This window comes from Serratia sp. 3ACOL1, assembly GCF_003668775.1.
GTDB lineage: Bacteria > Pseudomonadota > Gammaproteobacteria > Enterobacterales > Enterobacteriaceae > Chania > Chania fonticola.
This window is the reverse complement of record NZ_CP033055.1, coordinates 4772197-4792850: the sequence shown is the minus strand read 5'-3', so window position 1 is coordinate 4792850 and position 20654 is coordinate 4772197. Positions and strand designations below refer to the sequence as shown.

Genomic DNA, 20654 nt, shown 5'->3' with positions numbered 1-20654 from the left:
CCGGTATTTTGCAGTTATGGAACAGTTTGAAACGATCGACGTTGTGCAGGCACACCAACGCCTGAAAGACGGTAGCGCCGCACTGGTTGATATCCGCGATCCACAAAGCTTTGAAGCTGGGCATACGCCAGGCGCTTTTCATCTGACCAACGCCACCCTGTCCGCCTTTATGCAGCAGAACGAGTTCGATCGCCCAGTGATGGTCATGTGCTATCACGGTAACAGCAGCCGCAGCGCCGCGCAGTATCTGCTGCATCAGGGGTTTGACGCGGTTTACAGTATTGATGGCGGCTTTGAGGCCTGGGTCCGCCAGTTCCCACAGGACGTTGAGACCTCCGCTTGATCCCCATTAGGCCGCCTTTCTGGGCGGCCAATTGCTGAATTCTGCACTGTTTTTGTCAGATCCCTTCCCTGCGCTCAGGATTTCAACGGTATAATCAGCCGCCAATGCCATCGGCGGTTTTGCCCGTGGCCAAAGTCATCTACTTAGACGGAAAACCTATGGTTCGAGTGATCGCCGTATCCAACCCTCGCCTGGCGCAGGCCTTTGTCGATTACATGGCAACGCAGGGGGTTGTACTTGAAGTCCGCGCCACGGGCGATGCAGCCGAAATCTGGCTGGCGGATGAGGCCCATCTGGAGCAGGTGCAACACGAACTGCAACAGTTCCTGCTCGATCCGCTCAACCGCCGCTATCAGGCCGCCAGTTGGCAGGCAGGCAGCACCGACGCCGGTCTACAGTATCAACAGTTTTCTTACCTGCAAATCATCCGCAGCAAGGCCGGGCCACTGACGCTGACGGTGATGAGCCTGTGTATTCTGGTCTATATCCTGATGCAGGTGCTGGGCGATGATACCGTCATGTTCTGGCTCTCCTGGCCTCAAAACAGCTCGCAATATGGCCAGCTGTGGCGCTGGGTCAGCCATGCGTTTCTGCACTTCTCGCTGCTGCACATTACCTTTAACCTGATGTGGTGGTGGTATCTTGGTGGTCCGCTGGAAAAACTCCTCGGCACCGGCAAGCTGTTTGTGATCGCCGTAGTGTCGGCCTTTTTCAGCGGCTGGGCGCAGTCGTTGTTCAGCGGTGCGCTGTTCGGCGGGCTTTCCGGGGTAGTTTACGCGCTGATGGGCTACGTCTGGCTGAGCGGAGAACGCGCACCGGAACGCGGTTTGAACCTGCCAAGGGGCTTAATGGTCTTTTCCGCGCTCTGGCTGGTGGCCGGTTATTTCGATATTTTAGGAATGTCGATCGCCAATGCGGCACACGTTGCCGGTTTAGTGATAGGGTTATTAATGGCATTCTGGGATACGCGGCATCGCGCGCACAACGAACAATAACAACCAGGCACATCGGTGTATTAGGGGAATATCGTGAAGCAAACACAGCGTCATGACGCAATTATCGAATTAGTGCGCCTACAGGGATATGTCAGTACGGAAGAGCTGGTGGAGCACTTTGCCGTCAGCCCGCAGACCATTCGCCGTGATTTGAATGACCTGGCCGATCAGAACAAAATACAGCGTCATCACGGTGGGGCTGCGTTACCTTCCAGTTCGGTGAACACCGCTTATCACGATCGTAAGGTGATGTGGTCGGAAGAGAAAGCCCGCATCGCCCAACGTGTAGCCAGCCAGATACCGGACGGTGCCACGCTGTTTATCGATATTGGTACCACGCCGGAAGCGGTAGCCCACGCCTTGATGGGCCATAAAAATCTGCGGGTCGTGACCAACAACCTGAACGTGGCCACCCTGCTCACCGCCAAGGAGGATTTCCGCCTGATCCTGGCCGGTGGCGAAGTCCGTACCCGCGATGGCGGCATTATGGGCGAAGCCACGCTGGACTTTATCTCCCAGTTCCGCCTTGATTTCGGCATTCTTGGCATCAGCGGCATCGATATGGATGGTTCGTTGCTCGAATTCGACTATCACGAAGTGCGAACCAAACGCGCGATTATCGAAAACTCCCGCTGCGTGATGTTGGTTACCGACCATTCCAAATTTGGCCGTAACGCGATGGTGAACCTGGGTAACATGAACCTGATCGACTATCTGTTTACCGATCAGGCTCCACCGCCTAGCGTGATGAAGATTATCGAGCAGTACGACGTACAGTTGGAACTCTGCTGATCGCCCCGCCCCCTCACCAAATGGAGAGGGGGCCTAACGTGCCACAGATTAGCTCATCACCCAGGGCAATACATGCGGCCATTGCTGAAGCTCCAGTCAGCGGCGTTGTTGAACTGAATAATCACCATGACATCATCGGGATGAATATTCAGCCCCCTGTTCAGGCGCTCACTCAGCACACGGTAAAAACTCTGTTTCTGCCCGACGGTACGCGGCTTTCCCGCGATGATCTGAAACAGGATAAAGTTGTCGCTGCGTTCACCACTCTGATAATGCCGGTCAAAAATGCGCTGGCTGGCAGGTAGCGTGTCTATGACCTGAAAACGGTCGTCTGGCGGAACGTCAAACTCCTCCGTCAGGCTCTGGTGCAGAATGTCAGAAATTTTCTGAAGTTGTGTCTCACTGTAGCCTTGGCGAAGTGTAATTCGGCTGAAGGGCATCAGATACTCTCCTCATCAATACAACCGATTGCAGATACTGCGGCCGGCCAGCCTGCATAAAAAGCCAAATGGGTGAACGCTTCAATAATCTCCTGGTGGCTCAGACCATTTTTCCGAGCAAAATCGAGGTGCCACGGTAGTTGTTGCACCCGCCCTAGCGCTGCCAGAGCAGACAATGTTATCAGGCTGCGATCACGCGGGGAGAGCTCACCGCGCTGCCATATATCATCAAAAAGAACCTCCTTGCTCAATTCAGCCAGTTTGGGGGCCAGTCGGGCAAGCATGTCTCGGTCGGTGGATTGGGTCATGGCATTCTCTCCGTATTGACAGTCAGCCCATTCTGGCGCGATAGTCACATCCTGATAATCGAATTAATCAGGACCAACCATCCTGAATATAAGGATGATAATGAAGAAGCTTTTACCCGCGCTGGATCTGGATGCACTCCGCAGCTTTGTTACCGGCATTGAATGTGGCAGCTTTGCACTAGCGGCAACACGCCTGTCCCGCTCCACTTCCGCCGTCAGCGCCCAGCTGAAAAAGCTGGAAATGCAGTGCAATTCGACATTGGTGATGAAAAAGGGCCGTCATCTGGAACTGACCCCTCAGGGTGAAATGCTGATGGGTTATGCGCGGCGCATGCTGGAGCTAAACGATGAAACACAGCGTGCTCTGAAAGGAGAATTGTTAAAGGGGGAGATAAGCATTGGTATGCAGGAGGATTTTGGTGAATCGCTGATGCCAGGGATCCTCGGCCAGTTCAGGCGCCATCATCCAGAGCTGAAGATCATCGCCAGGGTTGACCGTCAACGTGCGCTGCAAACCGCATTAGACGATAAAACGGTCGATATGGCACTCATGTGGCAGCCAGATGCACAGATACGCGAAGGCCGACGGTTAGGCGAACGCCAGCTAGAGTGGATTTACCATCCGGACCTGGATCTTTCTGGTCTGCTGGCAAAAGGTGAACCGCTACCACTGGTGATGTTTGAAAGCCCGTGCCTGATGCGCTCGCGTGCTACTGCCAGCCTGGATGATGCAGGGATCCCCTGGCGGGTAATGTTTGTCAGCCACAGTCTGAGCGGTATCTGGGCTGCGGTTAAGGCCGGGTTTGGCCTGACCGTGCGCACACGCCTTGGCATGCCAGGAGATCTGCACATAGCGGGCAACCTTCTGCCAACACTCGGAAATCTGGGGATCACACTTGAGCAGACCAAGGCCGACGGTGAGAATCTCACTGCGCGGACCATGCTTGGCCAGTTAATGGAGGAAGCGTTGTCAGGATTGAAATGATACCCATACTTATGTTCATCCTCTTATCCACCCCAGTCGCTTCGTCACCAAAATCAAAAACCTCCTTATATCCACGCCCGCAATGGGCATGGGTTTGCGGCGGATGTGGCTAAGCGAAAGCTGCATCAAATATCCCTTCAATTTGTATACCTACTATCACCAAACTGTTATCTCTATCACGCAAGAATGTTTTTGTTTGGTTAACTCTTGGCTTGCTTGTTGGTTTCCGATTACAATAATGAGCGAAAACGAACATAAAAGAGCTATTTCGAACACCAGGAGGAAGTTAACGTGGAAACCAAAGACTTGATCGTTATCGGTGGTGGTATCAACGGAGCCGGCATCGCAGCCGATGCAGCCGGGCGTGGGCTGTCCGTACTGCTGCTGGAAGCGCAAGACTTGGCCTGTGCTACGTCTTCCGCCAGTTCAAAACTGATCCACGGTGGCCTGCGCTACCTGGAACACTACGAGTTTCGTCTGGTCAGCGAAGCGCTGGCCGAACGTGAAGTGCTGCTGAAACTGGCACCGCACATCGCCTTCCCAATGCGTTTCCGCCTGCCGCACCAGCCCCATCTGCGCCCGGCCTGGATGATCCGCATCGGCCTGTTCCTGTACGATCATTTGGGCAAACGCACCAGCCTGCCAGGCAGTAAGGGTATGCGCTTTGGACCAGACTCCGTCCTGAAGCCGGACTTAAAGCGCGGTTTCGAATATTCTGACTGTTGGGTAGACGATGCGCGCCTGGTCGTGCTGAACGCCCAAGCCGTGGCCGAACGCGGTGGCGAAGTGCGCACCCGCACCAAAGTGACCCGCGCCTGGCGCGAAAATGGCCTGTGGATGGTGGAAGCCATCGACGTCGACAGCGGCAAAACCTTTACCTGGCGCGCCAAAGGCCTGGTAAACGCCACCGGCCCATGGGTAAAACATTTCTTCGACGATGGCCTGAAGCTCAAGTCTCCTTACGGTATCCGCCTGATCAAAGGCAGCCATATCGTGGTACCTCGGGCACATAACCAGCCACAGTCTTATATCTTGCAGAACGAAGACCACCGTATCGTGTTCGTCATTCCGTGGCTGGACGAGTTCTCCATCATCGGCACCACCGACGTGGAATACCACGGCGATCCGAAAGACGTGAAGATCGACGATAACGAAATCAACTATCTGTTGAAGGTGTATAACGATCACTTCAAAAAACAGCTGGGCCGTGACGATATCGTCTGGACCTACTCTGGCGTACGCCCACTGTGTGATGACGAATCTGACTCACCGCAGGCCGTAACTCGCGACTATACGCTGGATGTGCATGACGAGCAGGGCAAAGCCCCACTGCTTTCCGTGTTTGGTGGCAAACTCACCACTTACCGCAAACTGGCCGAGCATGCGATGGAGAAGTTGGCTCACTACTATCCTGGCTGTGGCCCGGCGTGGACCAAAAACGGTTCCCTGCCAGGGGGCGATATTGACGGCGATCGCGATAGCTATGCCGCTAAACTGCGCCGTCAGCACGGCTGGATGACGGAGTCTCTGGCTCGCCGTTACGCTCGCACCTATGGCAGCCACAGCGAAATTATCCTGGCCAATGCCAATAGCCTGAGCGATTTGGGTGAAGACTTCGGCCATGACCTGTACGAAGCTGAACTGCGTTATCTGGTAGAGAAAGAGTGGGTTGTCGAGCTGGATGATGCCCTGTGGCGCCGTACCAAACTGGGGATGTGGCTCAGCGAAGAACAGCAGGCGCGGGTGAAAACCTGGCTGGCAGAAAATGCCAAACCAAAGGCGCTGTCGTTAGCGTCTTGATTGAGGTGTGAGTAGACGGGCGCAGCATGCAGCGCCCCTACGGCATACGGGACGCAACAAGTTAAATTCAAGGGCCGGTGATCCGGCCCTTGGCTATTACAGCTTTATCGGTTTGATATTCCAAATCTCGTCCGCGTACTCCTGGATCGTGCGGTCGGAAGAGAAGTAACCCATGTTGGCGATATTGAGTATCGCGCGTTTGGTCCAGTCGTCCTGATTGAGATACACCTCATCCACCTTATCCTGCGTATCCACATAGCTGCGATAATCGGCCAACAGTTGATAGTGATCGCCAAGATTGACCAGTGAATCGAACAGGCTGCTGTAACGCTTGGGCTCCTCGGGGCTGAACGCACCGGTAGCAATCTGCGTCAAAGCCAGATGCAACTCTTCATCCTGCTCGTAATACTGACGTGGGTTATACCCATCGCGGCGCTGCGCTTCCACCTGATCGGCGGTATTGCCAAAGATAAAGATATTCTCTTCACCCACGTGTTCCAACATTTCGACGTTGGCCCCGTCCAGCGTACCGATGGTCAAGGCACCGTTGAGAGCAAACTTCATGTTACTGGTGCCCGAAGCCTCGGTCCCGGCCAGCGAGATCTGCTCGGAGAGATCGGCCGCCGGAATGATCATCTGGGCCAGGCTCACCCCGTAGTTAGGGATAAATACCACCTTCAAATCATCATGCACTCGCGGATCGTTGTTGATCAACTTCGCTACGTCGTTGATCAAGCGGATGATCTGTTTGGCGGCATAGTAGGCAGAAGCCGCTTTACCCGCAAAGATCACTACGCGCGGTACGCGTTTGGCATCGGGATCCTGCAGCAGACGGTTATAACGCGTGATCACATGCAATACGTTCAGCAGTTGCCGCTTATATTCGTGGATCCGTTTGATCTGTACGTCGAACAACGCGTCGGGGTTCACCACCACGTTGAGCTTTTTCGCGATATACGCCGCCAGCCGCTCTTTGTTCTGCCGTTTGGCAGCCTGTACGGCCTGCAAGAAGCTTGGGTAATCCGCATTCGCCTTGATTTCGCCAAGCTGGCTGAGATCGGTACGCCAGTTATGGCCAATACTGTCATCCAGCACTTTGGACAGCGGCCGGTTAGCCAACCCCAACCAGCGGCGCGGCGTGACCCCGTTGGTTTTATTGCAGAAGCGATCGGGGAATACGCGAGCAAAATCGGCAAACAGGGACTGTACCATCAGTTCGGAGTGCAGCGCCGAGACGCCATTCACCTTATGGCTGGCGACCACGGCCAACCACGCCATTCGCACCCTGCGCCCGTTGGTTTCATCAATGATAGAGACCCGTGCCAGCAATTGATTATCGCCCGGCACCACTTGCTTAACCTGCTTGAGGAAATGGTCGTTGATTTCGAAGATCAACTGCAGGTGGCGCGGCAGGATCTTGCCCAGCATATCAACCGGCCAGGTTTCCAGCGCTTCGCTCATCAAGGTGTGGTTGGTATAGGAGAATACCTTTTCCACCACTTCCCAGGCATCCAACCAGCTGAATTTGTGCTCATCAATCAGCAGGTGCATCAGCTCAGGGATCGACAACACCGGGTGGGTATCATTGAGGTGGATGGCAATCTTGTCGGCCAGATTGTCGAAGGTTTTGTGCATCGTCCAATGGCGGTTGAGGATGTCCTGGGTAGTGGCTGAAACCAGGAAATACTCCTGCCGCAGGCGCAGTTCACGCCCGGAATAGGTGGAGTCATCGGGATAGAGCACGCGCGAGACGTTCTCGGAGTGGTTTTTATCTTCCACAGCCGCAAAATAATCCCCCTGGTTGAACTTACCCAGGTTGATTTCATTACTGGCCTGAGCGCTCCACAAACGCAGCGTGTTGGTGGCATCGGTATCAAAGCCCGGGATCACCTGATCGTAGGCAATGGCGATAATCTCTTCGGTTTCCACCCAGCGGGCCTTCGCCCCTTCCTGCTGAACGCGGCCACCAAAACGCACTTTATAGCGGGTATTGTGGCGTGGGAACTCCCAAGGATTACCGTATTCCAACCAATAATCTGGCGACTCCATCTGTTGGCCGTCGACGATGTTCTGCTTGAACATGCCATATTCATAGCGGATACCGTAACCCCGGCCAGGCAGCGCCAGCGTGGCCAACGAATCCAGGAAGCAGGCAGCCAATCGACCCAGACCGCCATTGCCCAGGCCAGGATCGTTCTCTTCCTCAAGCAGTTCACTCAGGTTCAGACCCATCTCATCGAGTGCGTCCTCAATATCCTGGTAAATCCCCATAGATAACAGCGCATTCGACAGCGTACGGCCAAGCAGAAACTCCATCGACAGGTAATACACCTGCCGGACATCTTGTGAAAGCTGGGCGCGATTGGATCGCAACCAACGTTCCACCATCCTGTCGCGCACCGCAAACAACACGGCATTAAGCCAGTCGTGCTGAGTGGCGATAGCCGGATCCTTACCGACAATAAACATCAGTTTATAGGCGATGGAATGTTTCAGCGCTTCGACACTGACCGTGGGTGAGGTGTAACTAAACGGTGAAGTCATAGTAATTCAATCCCAAGTACGTGATTACAACAAGCGTTGATAAAGCGACAGATATTCCTTTGCCGCGACTTGCCAGCCAAAATCCAGACTCATGGCGTGGCGTTGTACGTGATGCCAATGTCTCGGCCTGCTCCAGAGTACTAGAGCACGCCGAATGGCATTGCCCAGGGCAACAGCATTACAATCATCAAACACAAATCCGCTGGCAGTGCCGTCGGCCAGGTTCTCCAGCGCACAGTCCACCACCGTATCTGCCAACCCACCGGTGCGGCGCACCAGCGGCAACGTGCCATATTTCAGGCCATAAAGCTGTGTTAACCCGCAAGGCTCAAAGCGGCTGGGCACCAGGATCACGTCCGCTCCGCCGATAATGCGGTGGGAGAAGGCATCGTGGTAGCCAATCTGCACGCCGACCTGTTCCGGATAATCGGCCGCCGCGGCCAGGAAAGCCTGCTGCAATACCGCGTCCCCCGCCCCCAGCAGCACCAACTGCCCCCCTTGATCCAGCAACGCTGGCAAGGCTTCCAGCACCAGATCCAACCCTTTCTGGTTGGTCAAACGGCTGACCACCGCAAACAGTGGCAACGATTCATCCACCTGCAGCCCCATGGCTTTTTGCAGATGAACCTTATTCTTGGCCTTGTTTTTCAAGCTGTTGGCGTCATAGCGTGCCGCCAGGCGCGCATCGTGTGACGGGTCCCAAATCTTGTCATCAACACCGTTGAGAATGCCGCTCAACCGCCCTTGCCGCTGCCGCTCCTGGAGCAGCCCTTCCATCCCGTAACCAAACTCCGGCTGGGTGATTTCACGCGCATAGGTCGGGCTGACGGCGGTGATATGGTCGGCGTAGTACAGGCCTGCCTTCAGGAAAGACATCTGGCCATAAAACTCCAGGCCATAGATATTCAAGAATGACGATGGCAACCACAGCTCCGCCATATGGTGGGCGGAGAATAGCCCCTGATAGGCCAGATTGTGTACGGTGAAGATCGAGCGTGCCGGGTGGCCATTCGCCGCCAGATAAGCGCAGGCCAGGCCAGCATGCCAGTCGTGAGCATGGACCAGTTTTGGCCGCCAGTAATGATCCAACCCCTTCGCCAGCTCGCAGGCCATCCAGCCCAGCAAGGCAAAACGGCGGTGGTTGTCCGGGTAGGCATACATCGACTGATCGTGGTACGGGCTGCCCGGCCGGTCATACAGCCAGGGGGCATCGATCAGGTAAACGCCCACGCCATGATAGGTACCATAACGCAGGCCTACGCGCCCGGCAAAAGAGTCGATCTCGGCAACCAATACCGTGTCCGGGATACCGTTGCGCACGTCAGGAAAAGCCGGTAATAGCACCCGAACATCAGCTCCTGCGGCAATCTGCGCCGTCGGTAATGCGCCAACCACGTCTGCAAGCCCGCCGGTTTTAAGCAGTGGGAACATCTCGGAACATACGTGTAAAACCTGCATTATCACTCCTGAAATTCGGTAAAAACGTCTTTACGCAGATAAGGGGCGCGGCTTGCCACGCCCTAGGTTCCGGCCGGAATGGCTACAGTTTTGCCAACATTTCGCGCGTTACCAGCACGATGCCCTCTTCCGAGCGGTAAAAACGCTTGCTGTCTTCCTCGGCGTTTTCACCAATCACCATGCCTTCGGGAATATGGCAGGCACGATCGATAATGCAGCGACGCAGGCGGCAGGAGCGACCAACGTTGACATCGGGCAGTAATACTGAAGAGTCGATAGTGCAGAAGGAGTTCACCCGCACCTTCGAGAACAGCACCGAATGCACCACCACAGAACCGGAGACAATGCACCCACCGGCCACCAGCGAGTTCATGGTCATGCCATGGCTGCCGGAACGGTCTTGCACAAATTTGGCCGGTGGCAGTGGCTCCATATAGGTACGGATCGGCCAGGAACGGTCGTACATATCCAGCTCAGGCGTTACCGAAGCCAGATCGAGGTTGGCGCGCCAGTAGGCTTCCAAGGTCCCGACATCACGCCAATACGGTGGTAGATTCGGACCACATCCCACACAGGAAAGCGTAAACGGATGCGCCCAGGCAGCACCCTGCGCGGTAATTTTTGGGATCAGATCCTTACCGAAATCGTGGGTGGAGTCAGGGGTCGACATATCCTCTTCCAGCAGTTGGAAGAGGTAGCTGGCGTTGAAAATATAGATGCCCATGCTGGCCAGTGACATATCCGGGTTGCCAGGCATAGCCGGCGGATTGTCTGGCTTCTCCAGGAATTCGAGGATCAGATCGTTATCGTCCACCTTCATCACGCCAAACTCGCTGGCTTCCTTGCGCGGTACCGGAATACAGGCCACCGTGCACTGCGCCCCTTTCTCGACGTGGTCGATCAGCATGCGCGAGTAGTCCATTTTATAAATATGGTCACCCGCCAGGATCACCACATATTCCGCTTCATAGCGGCGAATGATGTCGAGGTTCTGGTAGACCGCATCCGCGGTGCCTTTGTACCAATGTTCGGTGCTGAGGCGCTGCTGGGCAGGCAGCAGATCGACGAACTCGTTCATCTCTTCGTTCAGGAACGACCAGCCCCGCTGAATATGCTGCACCAGCGTATGGGAATGATACTGAGTGATCACCCCCATACGACGGATCCCTGAGTTCAGGCAGTTGGACATGGCAAAATCGATGATGCGGTACTTGCCACCGAAGTGAACGGCTGGCTTGGCGCGGGTAGAGGTTAAATCTTTCAAACGCGAGCCACGGCCGCCTGCCAATATCAGGGCAACGGATTTATTCGGCAGTTGGCGCGCCAACATCAGAGGGTCTTTATTTTCGTGCTTAACCATAACTGACTCCTTTTAATTTTTCTCTACCAGCACGCAAAGCGAATGCGCAACCTGGCACCAGGCGGGTAGAACCGCCCGCGAATCTTCCTGAGTGAAGGGGGCGACAACCTGCCAATCACCCTCGGGTAACGTCATCTCAACGGTCTGCTGGGTGGCGTTGATCACCATCAGCCAGCGTTGCGACAGGCGGATCTGCAAGCAGCGATCGCCCTGTTCCCACTGTTGCGCACTGAGCGGCTGCCCCTGCGCGTTTAACCACTGCACGCTGCCGTCTCCCTCCTGCCACCAGCGGTCTGCCTGCAAAGCAGGAATTTGCTGGCGCAAGCGGATCAGCGCGGCGGTGTATGCGGTCAGTGACTCATCCGCATTGGCCCAGTCGAGCCAGGTGGTTACGTTATCCTGACAGTAAGCATTGTTGTTGCCTTGCTGGCTATTTCCGTGCTCATCACCGGCCAGCAGCATCGGTGTCCCCTGTGCCAGAAGCAGCGTGGCAAGCAGTGCTCGCTGGCTGGCCTGGCGGCGTTGCAAAACGGTTTCGTCGGCAATCAGGCCTTCAACCCCGTGGTTACAGCTAAAGTTTTGGTCGCTGCCATCACGGTTTCCCTCTCCGTTAGGCTGGTTATGTTTCTCCTTGAAACTCACTACGTCCTGCAAGGTAAAGCCGTCGTGGGCCGTCAGCATATTGATGCTGACATAAGGCGCGCGCCCACGTTGGTTGAATACCTCGCTGGAGGCAGCAAAACGCTGGGCAAACTGACCCAGTGACAGATCGCCCCGCAGCCAGAAACGGCGGATATCGTCACGGAAATGGTCATTCCACTCAGCAAAACGGCCGGGAAACGCACCAACCTGATAGCCCCCCGGGCCAATGTCCCAGGGCTCGGCGATCAGTTTGCAGCGCCCCAGCGTATCGTCCGCCAGCATCGCCTGAAACAGCGGTGCATCGCGGTCAAACGCCGGTGTACGGCCTAACACGGTGCCAAGATCGAAGCGGAAACCGTCGACATGGCACTCCCGAACCCAAAAGCGCAGGCAATCCATCACCCACGCCACGCCCGCTGGCTGATCCAACCGCAGCGTATTGCCACAGCCGGTGAGGTTATCGTAGCCACCGTCAGGGGTTAGCCAGTAGTAACTGGGGTTATCGATACCACGCAGCGACAACGTTGGCCCATCCACATCCAGTTCTGCACTGTGGTTGAACACCACGTCCAGGATCACTTCGATCCCCGCCTGGTGCAGCGCTTTCACCGCATCGCGGAACTCACGTAGCGGCGTCGTCCCGGTGCTCAAACTGCTGTAACGGTTGTCTGGCGCGAAAGGAGCCAGCACGTTGTATCCCCAGTAATTGATCAGCCCCAGGCGCTGCAAACGCGGCTCCGTGGTGTGCTGCTGCACCGGCAAAAGCTCCAGAGCCGTGATCCCCAACCGCTTGAAGTAGGCAATCATCGCCGGGTGGCCAAGGGCGGCAAAGCTGCCACGCAATACGGCCGGGATCTCCGGGTGCGTTAACGTCAGCCCCCGGACGTGGGCTTCGTAGATCACCGTTTTGCCCCAAGGGGTGGCTGGCGGGCGATCGTCTTGCCAATCGTAGCTTTCGTCGATCACTACGCATTTGGGCATCAACGGGGCGCTGTCTTGCTGGTCCGGTTGATCGTACCCCCCGTGCAAATGCACATGGTCGCCAACCGGCCCTTCGACTGCCCGCGCAGCCGGATCGAGCAACAGCTTGTTAGCGTTAAAGCGCAACCCAAGATGCGGCTCAAACGGGCCATGCACCCGAAAACCATAACGCTGCCCCAACTCGCCCCCTGGCAGATATCCATGCCAGATATCACCGCTGCGGGCAGGTAGCGGCAGGCGTGTTTCACGATATTGCGCATCGAACAGGCACAGCTCAACCTGCGTGGCATGCGCAGAAAACAGGGTAAAGTTGATGCCATTACCGTCGTAATAAGCCCCTAAAGGCGCGGCAAGACCCGGCGTCAGCTCTACCATCAAGCCTCCCGCCGTAGATAAACCGTGGCCAGCGGTGGCACCATCACGCTGATCGAATGTTCACGACCGTGGCTGCCGATCGGCTGCGAAATCACCCGCCCCTGATTACCCGCGTTGCTGCCGTGATAATGGTGCGAATCGGTATTGAGGATCTCCTGATATTCGCCAGCGCGCGCAATGCCGATGCGGTAATGAGGGCGCGGCACCGGGGTAAAGTTGCTGATGGCAATCAGCTCATTGCCCTGCGAGTCGTAGCGTGCGAAAGCAAATACCGAGTTTTCGTGATCGTCGACCACCAGCCACTCAAAGCCGTCTGGGCGATAATCGCGCTCATACAGCGGCGCATTCTCCTGATAGCAGTGGTTGAGATCGCGTACCAGCCGTTGCACGCCGTGGTGCCAACCGTCCAGTCCATCCAGCAGATGCCAGTCCAGGCTGGTATCGAAATTCCACTCACGCCCTTGAGCAAATTCGCTGCCCATAAACAGCAGTTTTTTGCCCGGGTGCGCCCACATAAAGCCATAATAGGCCCGCAGGTTGGCGAATTTCTGCCAGGCATCCCCCGGCATCCGATCCAGCACGGAGCCTTTGCCATGCACCACTTCATCGTGCGAGATCGGCAGCACGAAGTTTTCGGTATAGGCGTAGAGCATGCCGAAGGTCATCAGATTGTGATGGTATTTACGGTGCACCGGATCGCACTTCATATAATCCAGCGTGTCGTGCATCCAGCCGAGATCCCACTTGTAGTGGAAGCCTAAGCCGTTGGCATCTGGCGGTAGAGTAACGCCCGGATAATCGGTGGATTCTTCCGCCAGCGTCACCGCCCCTGGCCGCTCTTTGCCCAGAGTCTGGTTGGTGTAACGCAGGAAGGAGATCGCTTCCAGGTTCTCATTGCCGCCATAGTAGTTCGGCACCCACTCACCGTCAGCGCGGCTGTAATCACGGTAAATCATCGACGCCACCGCATCGACGCGCAGGGCGTCGATACCAAAGCGCTCCAGCCAGTAAAACGCATTGCCCGCCAGGTAGTTACGCACCTCGTGGCGGCCATAGTTGTAGATCAGCGTGTTCCAGTCCTGGTGGAATCCTTCGCGAGGATCGGCATATTCATACAGCGCGGTGCCGTCGAAGTTGGCCAGGCCATGGGCATCGCTAGGGAAATGCCCCGGTACCCAATCCAGGATCACGTTGATCCCGGCATCATGAGCCGCGGCGACAAAAGCCTTGAATTCCGCTGGCGTGCCAAAACGACGGGTTGGCGCATACATTCCCAACGGCTGATAACCCCAGCTGCCGTCGAACGGGTGCTCGTTAATCGGCAACAGTTCAATATGGGTGAAGCCCATATATTTAACGTAGGGGATCAGTTGCTCGGCCAATTCTTGATAGCTGAGCCAGAAATTATTGTCGGTATGGCGACGCCAGGAGCCCAGGTGCACTTCGTAGATGGAAATCGGACGGTCAAAGTCATTGGCCCGCTGCCTTTCCGGCGTGTTTTCCACCACCGCAGGCAGCGGTGTGATCAACGAGGCCGTTTCCGGTCGCATCTGCGCTTCGAAAGCATAAGGATCGGCTTTCAGCTGCACGTTGCCGTAACAATCGATAATCTCGTATTTATACAGCTGCCCGGCCTTCACGCCCGGTAAAAACAGCTCCCAAATCCCGTTCTCTCTACGCAGGCGCATGGGATGACGCCGTCCATCCCAAAAGTTGAACTCCCCCACTACCGATACACGTTGGGCATTCGGTGCCCAAACGGCAAAGCTGACCCCATCCACATTATCCAACGAGCCAGGATGCGCCCCCAGCCGCTCATAAGGCCGCAGATGGGTGCCCTCGGCCAGCAGCCAGCTGTCAATATCCTGCAGCAGGGTGCCAAAACGGTAAGGGTCTTCGAGCAGTTGTTGATGGTCGCGCCAGCTGACTTCAAGCTGATAGCGGAAAGGGGTTTTTCGACGCGGTACGAGAGCGCTGAAAAAACCACGAGCGTCATCGCAATTGAGCTGAACCAGACGGTTACCGGTTTTACTCTCTACCAGCCACACGGTGCCCGCATCCGGCAACAGCGCACAAATCTGTAGGCCGTTTTCGGTTACATGCATGCCAAGCAAGGAAAAGGGATCGGCATAGTGACCGGAGATGAGCTGATTGATCACGTCACGTTCGGGAAGTACAGGCATAGCATTCTTCCTTTGATTAAGAGCATGACTTTTAAAAGGCTACGCTGAACAAAAAGCAGCCGTTGCACCTATCATGCAATTCATTTGCTACCTAAAGCGTGATTTCAGTCGGTTATTGATTAATCGATCGCCTTCATGCTCGCAGTTTCGCTCTTTATGCTTAATTTTTAGGCGAATTTTCACCATTGATGGAAAACTTTTCATCCACCTAATAAGCATAGCCATGTCTGCTAAAAACACGGTGGCATTACCAAGGAAAATTTTTAGCCGAAAAACCGACGGAGCGGGCAACCTTCGCTGTCTGCGTCTGATATACGACAGGCGTGACGTCACCTTGCCTCTATCGCCTTTACTGCGACAGCAATCGAGACCCAAAATGTGGAAAATAGTGCATTGGAGGACTGAAAGAGATCAGCCTTGAGGAAGTTCAATGTTATAGCAGTAACGTGCAGTGTTGGGGCTCACCGAACGTCAGATCAAACAACGCTCCAGTCCTTTCACAGGGCTGCATATCCCCCAACTCAGTAAAAACACCTAGCCAAGTAGGTAATCAAGACAATAGATTGCTTCAATGACACCCTCTATTCTCTTTGTTACACCAAAGGTCTATTCAGGAGCAAACCAAGATGAAACGTATAATCTCATGCGCCATTTTATTTAGCAGTGTGCTGTCATTCACCAGTGCAGCCAGTGGCATTCTGACCGAAAAGAATCTCTCCCTCGAATTGGCTGATAAGTTGGCGCAAAGTGCTATCCAGGCCTGTAGCGCCAATAACTACAATGTTGCCGTTACCGTTGTAGACCGCGCCGGCATTCCTCTGGTTATCAAGAAGATGGATAACGCAGGTCCTCATACGGTGGAAGCCAGCCGGATGAAAGCATTTACCGCGCTGACCACCAAAAACCCTACCGAAAATGTGATGAAAAATGCCCAGACCAACGCCGGGGCAGAAAATCTGCGTGATATCCCTGGATTTTTATTGCTGGCCGGTGGCGTACCGGTGAAAAGCGGTGAAGAAGTCGTTGGCGCTATTGGTGTAGGCGGCGCACCGGGTGGACACCTTGATCAGCAATGCGCACTTACCGCATTAGAAAAGGTGCTGACGAAATAACACGGCGGGCTTGAATCGGTACGCTGTTTCAATGACATACCGCCAGGCAGGTGCCACACAGCCCCCGCATTACGTTGCCTCCTATCGACGTCCCCAAAGTACGGCCTTGTGGATAACCTAAATGTGCGTTTTGGTCATGCTATCCACATAAAAAAGCCCGCTTTTCAGCGGGCTATCGGGATTTTTGCAGCTTAGTGATTCTTCATGCCACGCAACTCAATATCCTACAGCAGGATACGCAGCATGCGACGCAGCGGTTCGGCAGCGCCCCACAACAGCTGATCGCCAACGGTGAAGGCAGAGAGGTATTCCGGCCCCATATTCAGCTTGCGCAGACGGCCAACTGGCGTGTTCAAAGTACCGGTTACGGCAGCAGGCGTCAGCTCACGCATGGTCAGTTCGCGGTCGTTCGGGATCACCCGTACCCAGTCGTTGTGCGTGGCCAGCAGTTGCTCGATTTCTGGCAGCGGGATGTCTTTCTTCAGCTTCAGAGTAAATGCCTGGCTGTGACAACGCAAAGCGCCCACGCGCACGCACAAACCATCAACTGGGATAATGCTTGAGGTGCTGAGGATCTTGTTGGTTTCCGCCTGGCCTTTCCACTCTTCGCGGCTTTGGCCGTTATCCAGTTGCTTGTCGATCCAAGGGATCAGGCTGCCCGCCAGAGGAACGCCAAAGTTATCGGTTGGCAGCTTACCGGAACGGGTAGCCTCCGTGACTTTACGTTCGATGTCCAGGATCGCCGAGGCCGGGTTCTGCAACTCCTTCGCCACATCCGCATGCAGCATGCCCATCTGGGTCAACAGCTCACGCATATGGCGCGCACCGCCGCCAGAGGCAGCCTGATAGGTGGCAACAGAGGCCCACTCCACCAAGTCGTTGGCAAACAGACCGCCCAGCGACATCAGCATCAGGCTGACGGTGCAGTTACCGCCAACAAAGGTCTTGATACCTTTGTTCAGCCCTTCCTGGATCACCGCATGGTTGACCGGGTCGAGGATGATAATCGCATCGTCTTTCATACGCAGAGAAGAGGCCGCATCGATCCAATAGCCCTGCCAGCCGGTAGCCCGCAGCTTTGGATAGATTTCATTGGTGTAATCGCCGCCCTGGCAGGTAATAATAATATCGAGAGCGCTTAATGCTTCGACATCATACGCATCTTGCAGCGTGCCTTGCTGCTGGCCACCGAAAGCCGGGGCGGCAGCACCGAGCTGCGAAGTGGAGAAGAATACCGGGCGAATGGCGTCAAAATCGCGCTCTTCAGTCATGCGCTGCATGAGAACCGAGCCGACCATACCACGCCAACCAATGAAACCAACGTTTTTCATATTTACTGTCCTGCCTTGGAGGATGACTATGCTCTATACCCTTTCAGGAAGGATATGAGATAGAGTTAAGTTATATGTTGTGTGCAATATCTACCCACCTTACAAAATGTCGGCGCGAGCGCAAAGTGAATTTATTCGATAAACGGGCATTTCTCAGCAATGCTGCTTATACCCGCCGTTTTTTCTGATTTTGAGGCCTTAGATGACAGAAATGATTGCGGCAACGGTGTTGCTGTTTTTAATTATGGATCCGCTGGGTAACCTGCCGATTTTCATGTCGGTACTGAAACACCTGGAACCGCGCCGTCGCCGGGCGGTGGTGATCCGCGAGTTACTGATAGCCTTGGTATTGATGCTGATCTTCCTGTTCGCGGGCGAACATATTTTGGCGTTCCTTAACCTGCGCACCGAAACCGTGTCGATCTCCGGCGGGATTATCCTGTTCCTGATCGCCATCAAGATGATTTTCCCTTCGCAGGAGGGCAGCGGTAGCGATCTTTCCGCCGGAGAGGAACCTTTCCTCGTGCCGCTCGCCATTCCGTTAGTGGCCGGACCGTCGATTCTGGCAACCTTGATGTTGCTTTCACACCAGTACCCCAACCAGATTTCGCATCTGGTAGTGGCCTTGCTGATTGCCTGGGGATTGTCGGCGGCCATCCTGCTGATGTCGAACGTGTTCCTACGCTTACTGGGCAGCAAAGGGGTGAGTGCACTGGAACGACTGATGGGGTTGATTCTGGTAATGCTGTCCACCCAGATGTTCCTGGACGGCGTTCGGGCCTATCTGAACCTTTAGCAGTCAGGGCGCAGCAGAGATTGCTGCGCCCCACCGTTAAGACTTAAACCACCATCGCCAACAGCAGGCAGCCAATCAGGCCACAGACTGAAATGATGGTTTCCAACACGGACCAGGACCTGATGGTTTCCATAATGGTCAGGTTGAAATACTCCTTGAACAGCCAGAAGCCTGGGTCGTTAACGTGAGAGAAAATCACGCTGCCCGAACCGACGGCGATAACCATCAGTTCCGGGCTGGCCCCGGTGGTGGCAATCAGCGGAGCCACAATGCCCCCGGCGGTGATTGCCGCTACGGTCGCGGAACCCAGTGCAATACGCAGCACTGCGGCAATTGACCAGGCCATCAGGATCGGTGACACGTCGCTGCCATGCATGATGCCAGCGATATATTGCTCAATGCCGCTGTCCACCAGCACCTGTTTGAACGCCCCGCCACCACCGATGATTAACAGCATCATGGCGATGATTTTGATGGAGTCACTGACGGTGCCCATCACTTCGTCCATGGTACGGCCACGGTTCAGGCCGAAGGTAAAGATGGCGATCAGCACCGCGATCAGCGTTGCCATTACCGGGTCACCAAAGAACTCGGCGTAAGCCAAGATCGGGTGGCCTTTTGGCAACACCATTTCCGCCACGGCACGCAACGCCATCAGGATCACCGGCACCAGTGCAGTCGCTACACTGACGCCAAACCCTGGCATCTCTTCTTCGGTAAAGGTTTTTGGGTTGTATAAACCGACCGGAACCGGCTTATCGATGCCTTTCAGGAAGCGGGCATAGACCGGACCTGCCAGGATCACGGTTGGGATTGCCAGCAAGGTGCCATACAGCAGGGTTTTACCCATGTCCGCATGGAAAATGGTAGCAATGGCCGTTGGGCCTGGGTGCGGCGGCAGAAAACCGTGGGTAACGGACAGCGCCGCAGCCATCGGCACACCGACATACAGCAGCGGGATACGCGCAGAGGCAGCAATGGTAAACACCAAAGGCAGCAACAGCACGAAGCCCACTTCGTAGAACAGAGCAAAACCGACGGTAAAACCAGTCAGCACGATGGCCCATTGGATATGCTGTTTACCGAACTTGTCGATCAGCGTGGTAGCAATCCTCTGCGCACCGCCACAGTCCGCCAGCAGCTTACCGAGCATGGCACCAAAGCCCATGATCAGCGCCAGACCGCCCAGCGTTCCGCCCACGCCGGCCTTGATGGAACCAATTACTTTGTCTACCGGCATTCCCTGCATGATACCAACCGCCAGAGCGACCAGAATCAACGAGATAAAGCCGTTCAGCTTAAAGCGGATCATCAGCAGCAGTAGCATGGCTACGCCGATGGCAACAATCACTAGTGGCATAATTTTTCTCCAACCCTTTTATCACTTGGCCTCTTTACGCAACGGCAGCGAAAGAAGGTGCTTTGTTTTATTGTACGACCCTATCCTGGTGGTCTAAGTAGGCAGCTGAGTACAGTGGTATAGCCAATGGATGCAGATTGCAGCCCGCCACGTGGCGACATGAAAACGCCGGGCATGTTCCCTGTTCTATGCTGTGTGATGACAATCACATCTCCATTTGTTACCCGTATCATGATACCGGTAACATGATAAGATCCGGAACCAGGTAACCCAGCAAAATTCGCATTCTGAGATAGAGATCAAACTTATGGCGGGAAAAAGCATCATCCTGATGGGCGTCTCCGGCAGCGGCAAATCCACGATTGGCGCGGCGGTAGCACGGGAAATCAAGGCAAAATTTATCGATGGCGACGATCTGCATCCACGCGCCAATATCCAGAAGATGGCTAGCGGCCAGCCGCTGAATGACGAGGACCGCGCACCCTGGCTGCAACGCCTCAACGATGCGGCGTACAGCCTGAATCACAAGAACGAGAGCGGGATTATTGTCTGCTCGGCGCTCAAGCGCCGCTACCGCGATCTGCTACGCAAAGACAATGACAATATGGTGTTTATCTATCTGAAAGGCAGCTTCGAGGTGATCCTGGCCCGTCTGCAAGCCCGCTCCGGGCATTTTATGCCCACCGAGCTGCTAAAAAGTCAGTTTGAAGCATTAGAAGAGCCCGGGGCCGACGAAAAAGATGTGATTTGCGTAGATATCGATACCGACGTTGAAGGCGTAGTTGGCCGCTGTGTTGCAGCGCTAAAGCAGTAAGTTAGCCGTGCTGGGCGCTGGTGGTTGCGCCCAGG

17 protein-coding genes are annotated in these 20654 nt (G+C 55.2%); 8 read left to right on the top strand and 9 right to left on the bottom strand.

Going from position 1 to position 20654, the window contains the following annotated elements; translation table 11 throughout:
- Positions 1-16: 16 nt before the first annotated feature.
- The 3 genes from glpE to D9980_RS21580 all read left to right on the top strand — a co-directional run bounded on the left by glpE (position 17) and on the right by D9980_RS21580 (position 2130).
- Positions 17-343 carry a thiosulfate sulfurtransferase GlpE gene (glpE, locus tag D9980_RS21590; RefSeq protein WP_121608406.1) on the top strand — a complete coding sequence of 109 codons (327 nt, stop codon included), beginning with the start codon at positions 17-19 and terminating at the stop codon, positions 341-343.
- 158 nt (positions 344-501) lie between these two features.
- The gene (gene glpG / locus D9980_RS21585) at positions 502-1338 is read left to right on the top strand and encodes a rhomboid family intramembrane serine protease GlpG (RefSeq protein WP_121609071.1); all 837 of its coding nucleotides are present in this window, start codon (positions 502-504) and stop codon (positions 1336-1338) included.
- Positions 1339-1371: 33 nt separating this feature from the next.
- Positions 1372-2130, top strand: a complete 759-nt coding sequence (locus D9980_RS21580) for a DeoR/GlpR family transcriptional regulator (RefSeq protein WP_021181740.1) — start codon at positions 1372-1374, stop codon at positions 2128-2130.
- Between the two features lie 56 nt (positions 2131-2186).
- Here the strand turns inward: D9980_RS21580 and D9980_RS21575 are convergent, their stop codons facing one another.
- Positions 2187-2570, bottom strand: a complete 384-nt coding sequence (locus tag D9980_RS21575) for a tautomerase family protein (protein WP_121608405.1) — start codon at positions 2568-2570, stop codon at positions 2187-2189.
- Positions 2570-2878, bottom strand: a complete 309-nt coding sequence (locus D9980_RS21570) for a carboxymuconolactone decarboxylase family protein (RefSeq protein WP_021807438.1) — start codon at positions 2876-2878, stop codon at positions 2570-2572. The genes D9980_RS21575 and D9980_RS21570 overlap by 1 nt, the downstream gene beginning before the upstream one ends.
- Before the next feature lie 100 nt (positions 2879-2978).
- Between D9980_RS21570 and D9980_RS21565 the strand changes: the two genes are divergently transcribed.
- Positions 2979-3863 carry a LysR substrate-binding domain-containing protein gene (locus tag D9980_RS21565; protein ID WP_121608404.1) on the top strand — a complete coding sequence of 295 codons (885 nt, stop codon included), beginning with the start codon at positions 2979-2981 and terminating at the stop codon, positions 3861-3863.
- A 291-nt stretch (positions 3864-4154) separates the two neighbouring features.
- Positions 4155-5663 (top strand): glycerol-3-phosphate dehydrogenase, encoded by a 1509-nt coding sequence (glpD, locus tag D9980_RS21560; RefSeq protein WP_121608403.1) that lies wholly within the window; start codon positions 4155-4157, stop codon positions 5661-5663.
- 96 nt (positions 5664-5759) lie between these two features.
- Here the strand turns inward: glpD and glgP are convergent, their stop codons facing one another.
- From glgP to glgB, 5 genes are all read right to left on the bottom strand, one after another.
- On the bottom strand, positions 5760-8207 hold the full coding sequence (gene glgP, locus D9980_RS21555; RefSeq protein ID WP_121608402.1) for a glycogen phosphorylase: 2448 nt from the start codon (positions 8205-8207) through the stop codon (positions 5760-5762).
- 24 nt (positions 8208-8231) lie between these two features.
- Positions 8232-9665, bottom strand: a complete 1434-nt coding sequence (gene glgA, locus D9980_RS21550) for a glycogen synthase GlgA (protein WP_121608401.1) — start codon at positions 9663-9665, stop codon at positions 8232-8234.
- Positions 9666-9747: 82 nt separating this feature from the next.
- The gene (glgC, locus tag D9980_RS21545) at positions 9748-11025 is read right to left on the bottom strand and encodes a glucose-1-phosphate adenylyltransferase (RefSeq protein WP_024482770.1); all 1278 of its coding nucleotides are present in this window, start codon (positions 11023-11025) and stop codon (positions 9748-9750) included.
- A 12-nt stretch (positions 11026-11037) separates the two neighbouring features.
- The gene (gene glgX / locus D9980_RS21540; RefSeq protein ID WP_121608400.1) at positions 11038-13023 is read right to left on the bottom strand and encodes a glycogen debranching protein GlgX; all 1986 of its coding nucleotides are present in this window, start codon (positions 13021-13023) and stop codon (positions 11038-11040) included.
- Positions 13023-15206 carry a 1,4-alpha-glucan branching protein GlgB gene (gene glgB, locus D9980_RS21535; RefSeq protein ID WP_121608399.1) on the bottom strand — a complete coding sequence of 728 codons (2184 nt, stop codon included), beginning with the start codon at positions 15204-15206 and terminating at the stop codon, positions 13023-13025. Before glgB ends, glgX begins: the two co-directional genes overlap by 1 nt.
- A gap of 626 nt (positions 15207-15832) precedes the next feature.
- Here glgB and D9980_RS21530 point away from each other — a divergent pair.
- Positions 15833-16318 carry a heme-binding protein gene (locus D9980_RS21530; RefSeq protein WP_024482773.1) on the top strand — a complete coding sequence of 162 codons (486 nt, stop codon included), beginning with the start codon at positions 15833-15835 and terminating at the stop codon, positions 16316-16318.
- A gap of 224 nt (positions 16319-16542) precedes the next feature.
- Here D9980_RS21530 and asd read toward each other — a convergent pair whose 3' ends face one another.
- A complete protein-coding gene (asd, locus tag D9980_RS21525; protein WP_024482774.1) occupies positions 16543-17649 on the bottom strand; it encodes an aspartate-semialdehyde dehydrogenase in 1107 nt (368 codons plus the stop codon).
- 202 nt (positions 17650-17851) lie between these two features.
- On the opposite strand from asd, the gene D9980_RS21520 reads away from it, so the two are divergent.
- Entirely contained in the window at positions 17852-18445 is a 594-nt protein-coding gene (locus D9980_RS21520; RefSeq protein ID WP_021181749.1) for a YhgN family NAAT transporter, read from the top strand.
- A 43-nt stretch (positions 18446-18488) separates the two neighbouring features.
- Here the strand turns inward: D9980_RS21520 and gntT are convergent, their stop codons facing one another.
- Positions 18489-19805, bottom strand: coding sequence for a gluconate transporter (gene gntT / locus D9980_RS21515; RefSeq protein ID WP_121608398.1), 1317 nt, complete (start codon positions 19803-19805; stop codon positions 18489-18491).
- A 307-nt stretch (positions 19806-20112) separates the two neighbouring features.
- Between gntT and D9980_RS21510 the strand changes: the two genes are divergently transcribed.
- A complete protein-coding gene (locus D9980_RS21510; RefSeq protein ID WP_024482776.1) occupies positions 20113-20619 on the top strand; it encodes a gluconokinase in 507 nt (168 codons plus the stop codon).
- Positions 20620-20654: the final 35 nt, after the last annotated feature.

What these genes read in the sequence shown, in the direction of transcription:
- glgC (WP_024482770.1), bottom strand. Translation starts at nt 11,025, where the DNA reads ATGGTTAAGCACGAAAATAAAGACCCTCTGATGTTGGCGCGCCAACTG.
- asd (WP_024482774.1), bottom strand. Translation starts at nt 17,649, where the DNA reads ATGAAAAACGTTGGTTTCATTGGTTGGCGTGGTATGGTCGGCTCGGTT.
- D9980_RS21530 (WP_024482773.1), top strand. Translation starts at nt 15,833, where the DNA reads ATGAAACGTATAATCTCATGCGCCATTTTATTTAGCAGTGTGCTGTCA.
- D9980_RS21570 (WP_021807438.1), bottom strand. Translation starts at nt 2,878, where the DNA reads ATGACCCAATCCACCGACCGAGACATGCTTGCCCGACTGGCCCCCAAA.
- glpE (WP_121608406.1), top strand. Translation starts at nt 17, where the DNA reads ATGGAACAGTTTGAAACGATCGACGTTGTGCAGGCACACCAACGCCTG.
- D9980_RS21565 (WP_121608404.1), top strand. Translation starts at nt 2,979, where the DNA reads ATGAAGAAGCTTTTACCCGCGCTGGATCTGGATGCACTCCGCAGCTTT.
- glpG (WP_121609071.1), top strand. Translation starts at nt 502, where the DNA reads ATGGTTCGAGTGATCGCCGTATCCAACCCTCGCCTGGCGCAGGCCTTT.
- glgB (WP_121608399.1), bottom strand. Translation starts at nt 15,206, where the DNA reads ATGCCTGTACTTCCCGAACGTGACGTGATCAATCAGCTCATCTCCGGT.
- glgA (WP_121608401.1), bottom strand. Translation starts at nt 9,665, where the DNA reads ATGCAGGTTTTACACGTATGTTCCGAGATGTTCCCACTGCTTAAAACC.
- gntT (WP_121608398.1), bottom strand. Translation starts at nt 19,805, where the DNA reads ATGCCACTAGTGATTGTTGCCATCGGCGTAGCCATGCTACTGCTGCTG.
- D9980_RS21520 (WP_021181749.1), top strand. Translation starts at nt 17,852, where the DNA reads ATGACAGAAATGATTGCGGCAACGGTGTTGCTGTTTTTAATTATGGAT.
- glgX (WP_121608400.1), bottom strand. Translation starts at nt 13,023, where the DNA reads ATGGTAGAGCTGACGCCGGGTCTTGCCGCGCCTTTAGGGGCTTATTAC.
- glgP (WP_121608402.1), bottom strand. Translation starts at nt 8,207, where the DNA reads ATGACTTCACCGTTTAGTTACACCTCACCCACGGTCAGTGTCGAAGCG.
- D9980_RS21510 (WP_024482776.1), top strand. Translation starts at nt 20,113, where the DNA reads ATGGCGGGAAAAAGCATCATCCTGATGGGCGTCTCCGGCAGCGGCAAA.
- D9980_RS21575 (WP_121608405.1), bottom strand. Translation starts at nt 2,570, where the DNA reads ATGCCCTTCAGCCGAATTACACTTCGCCAAGGCTACAGTGAGACACAA.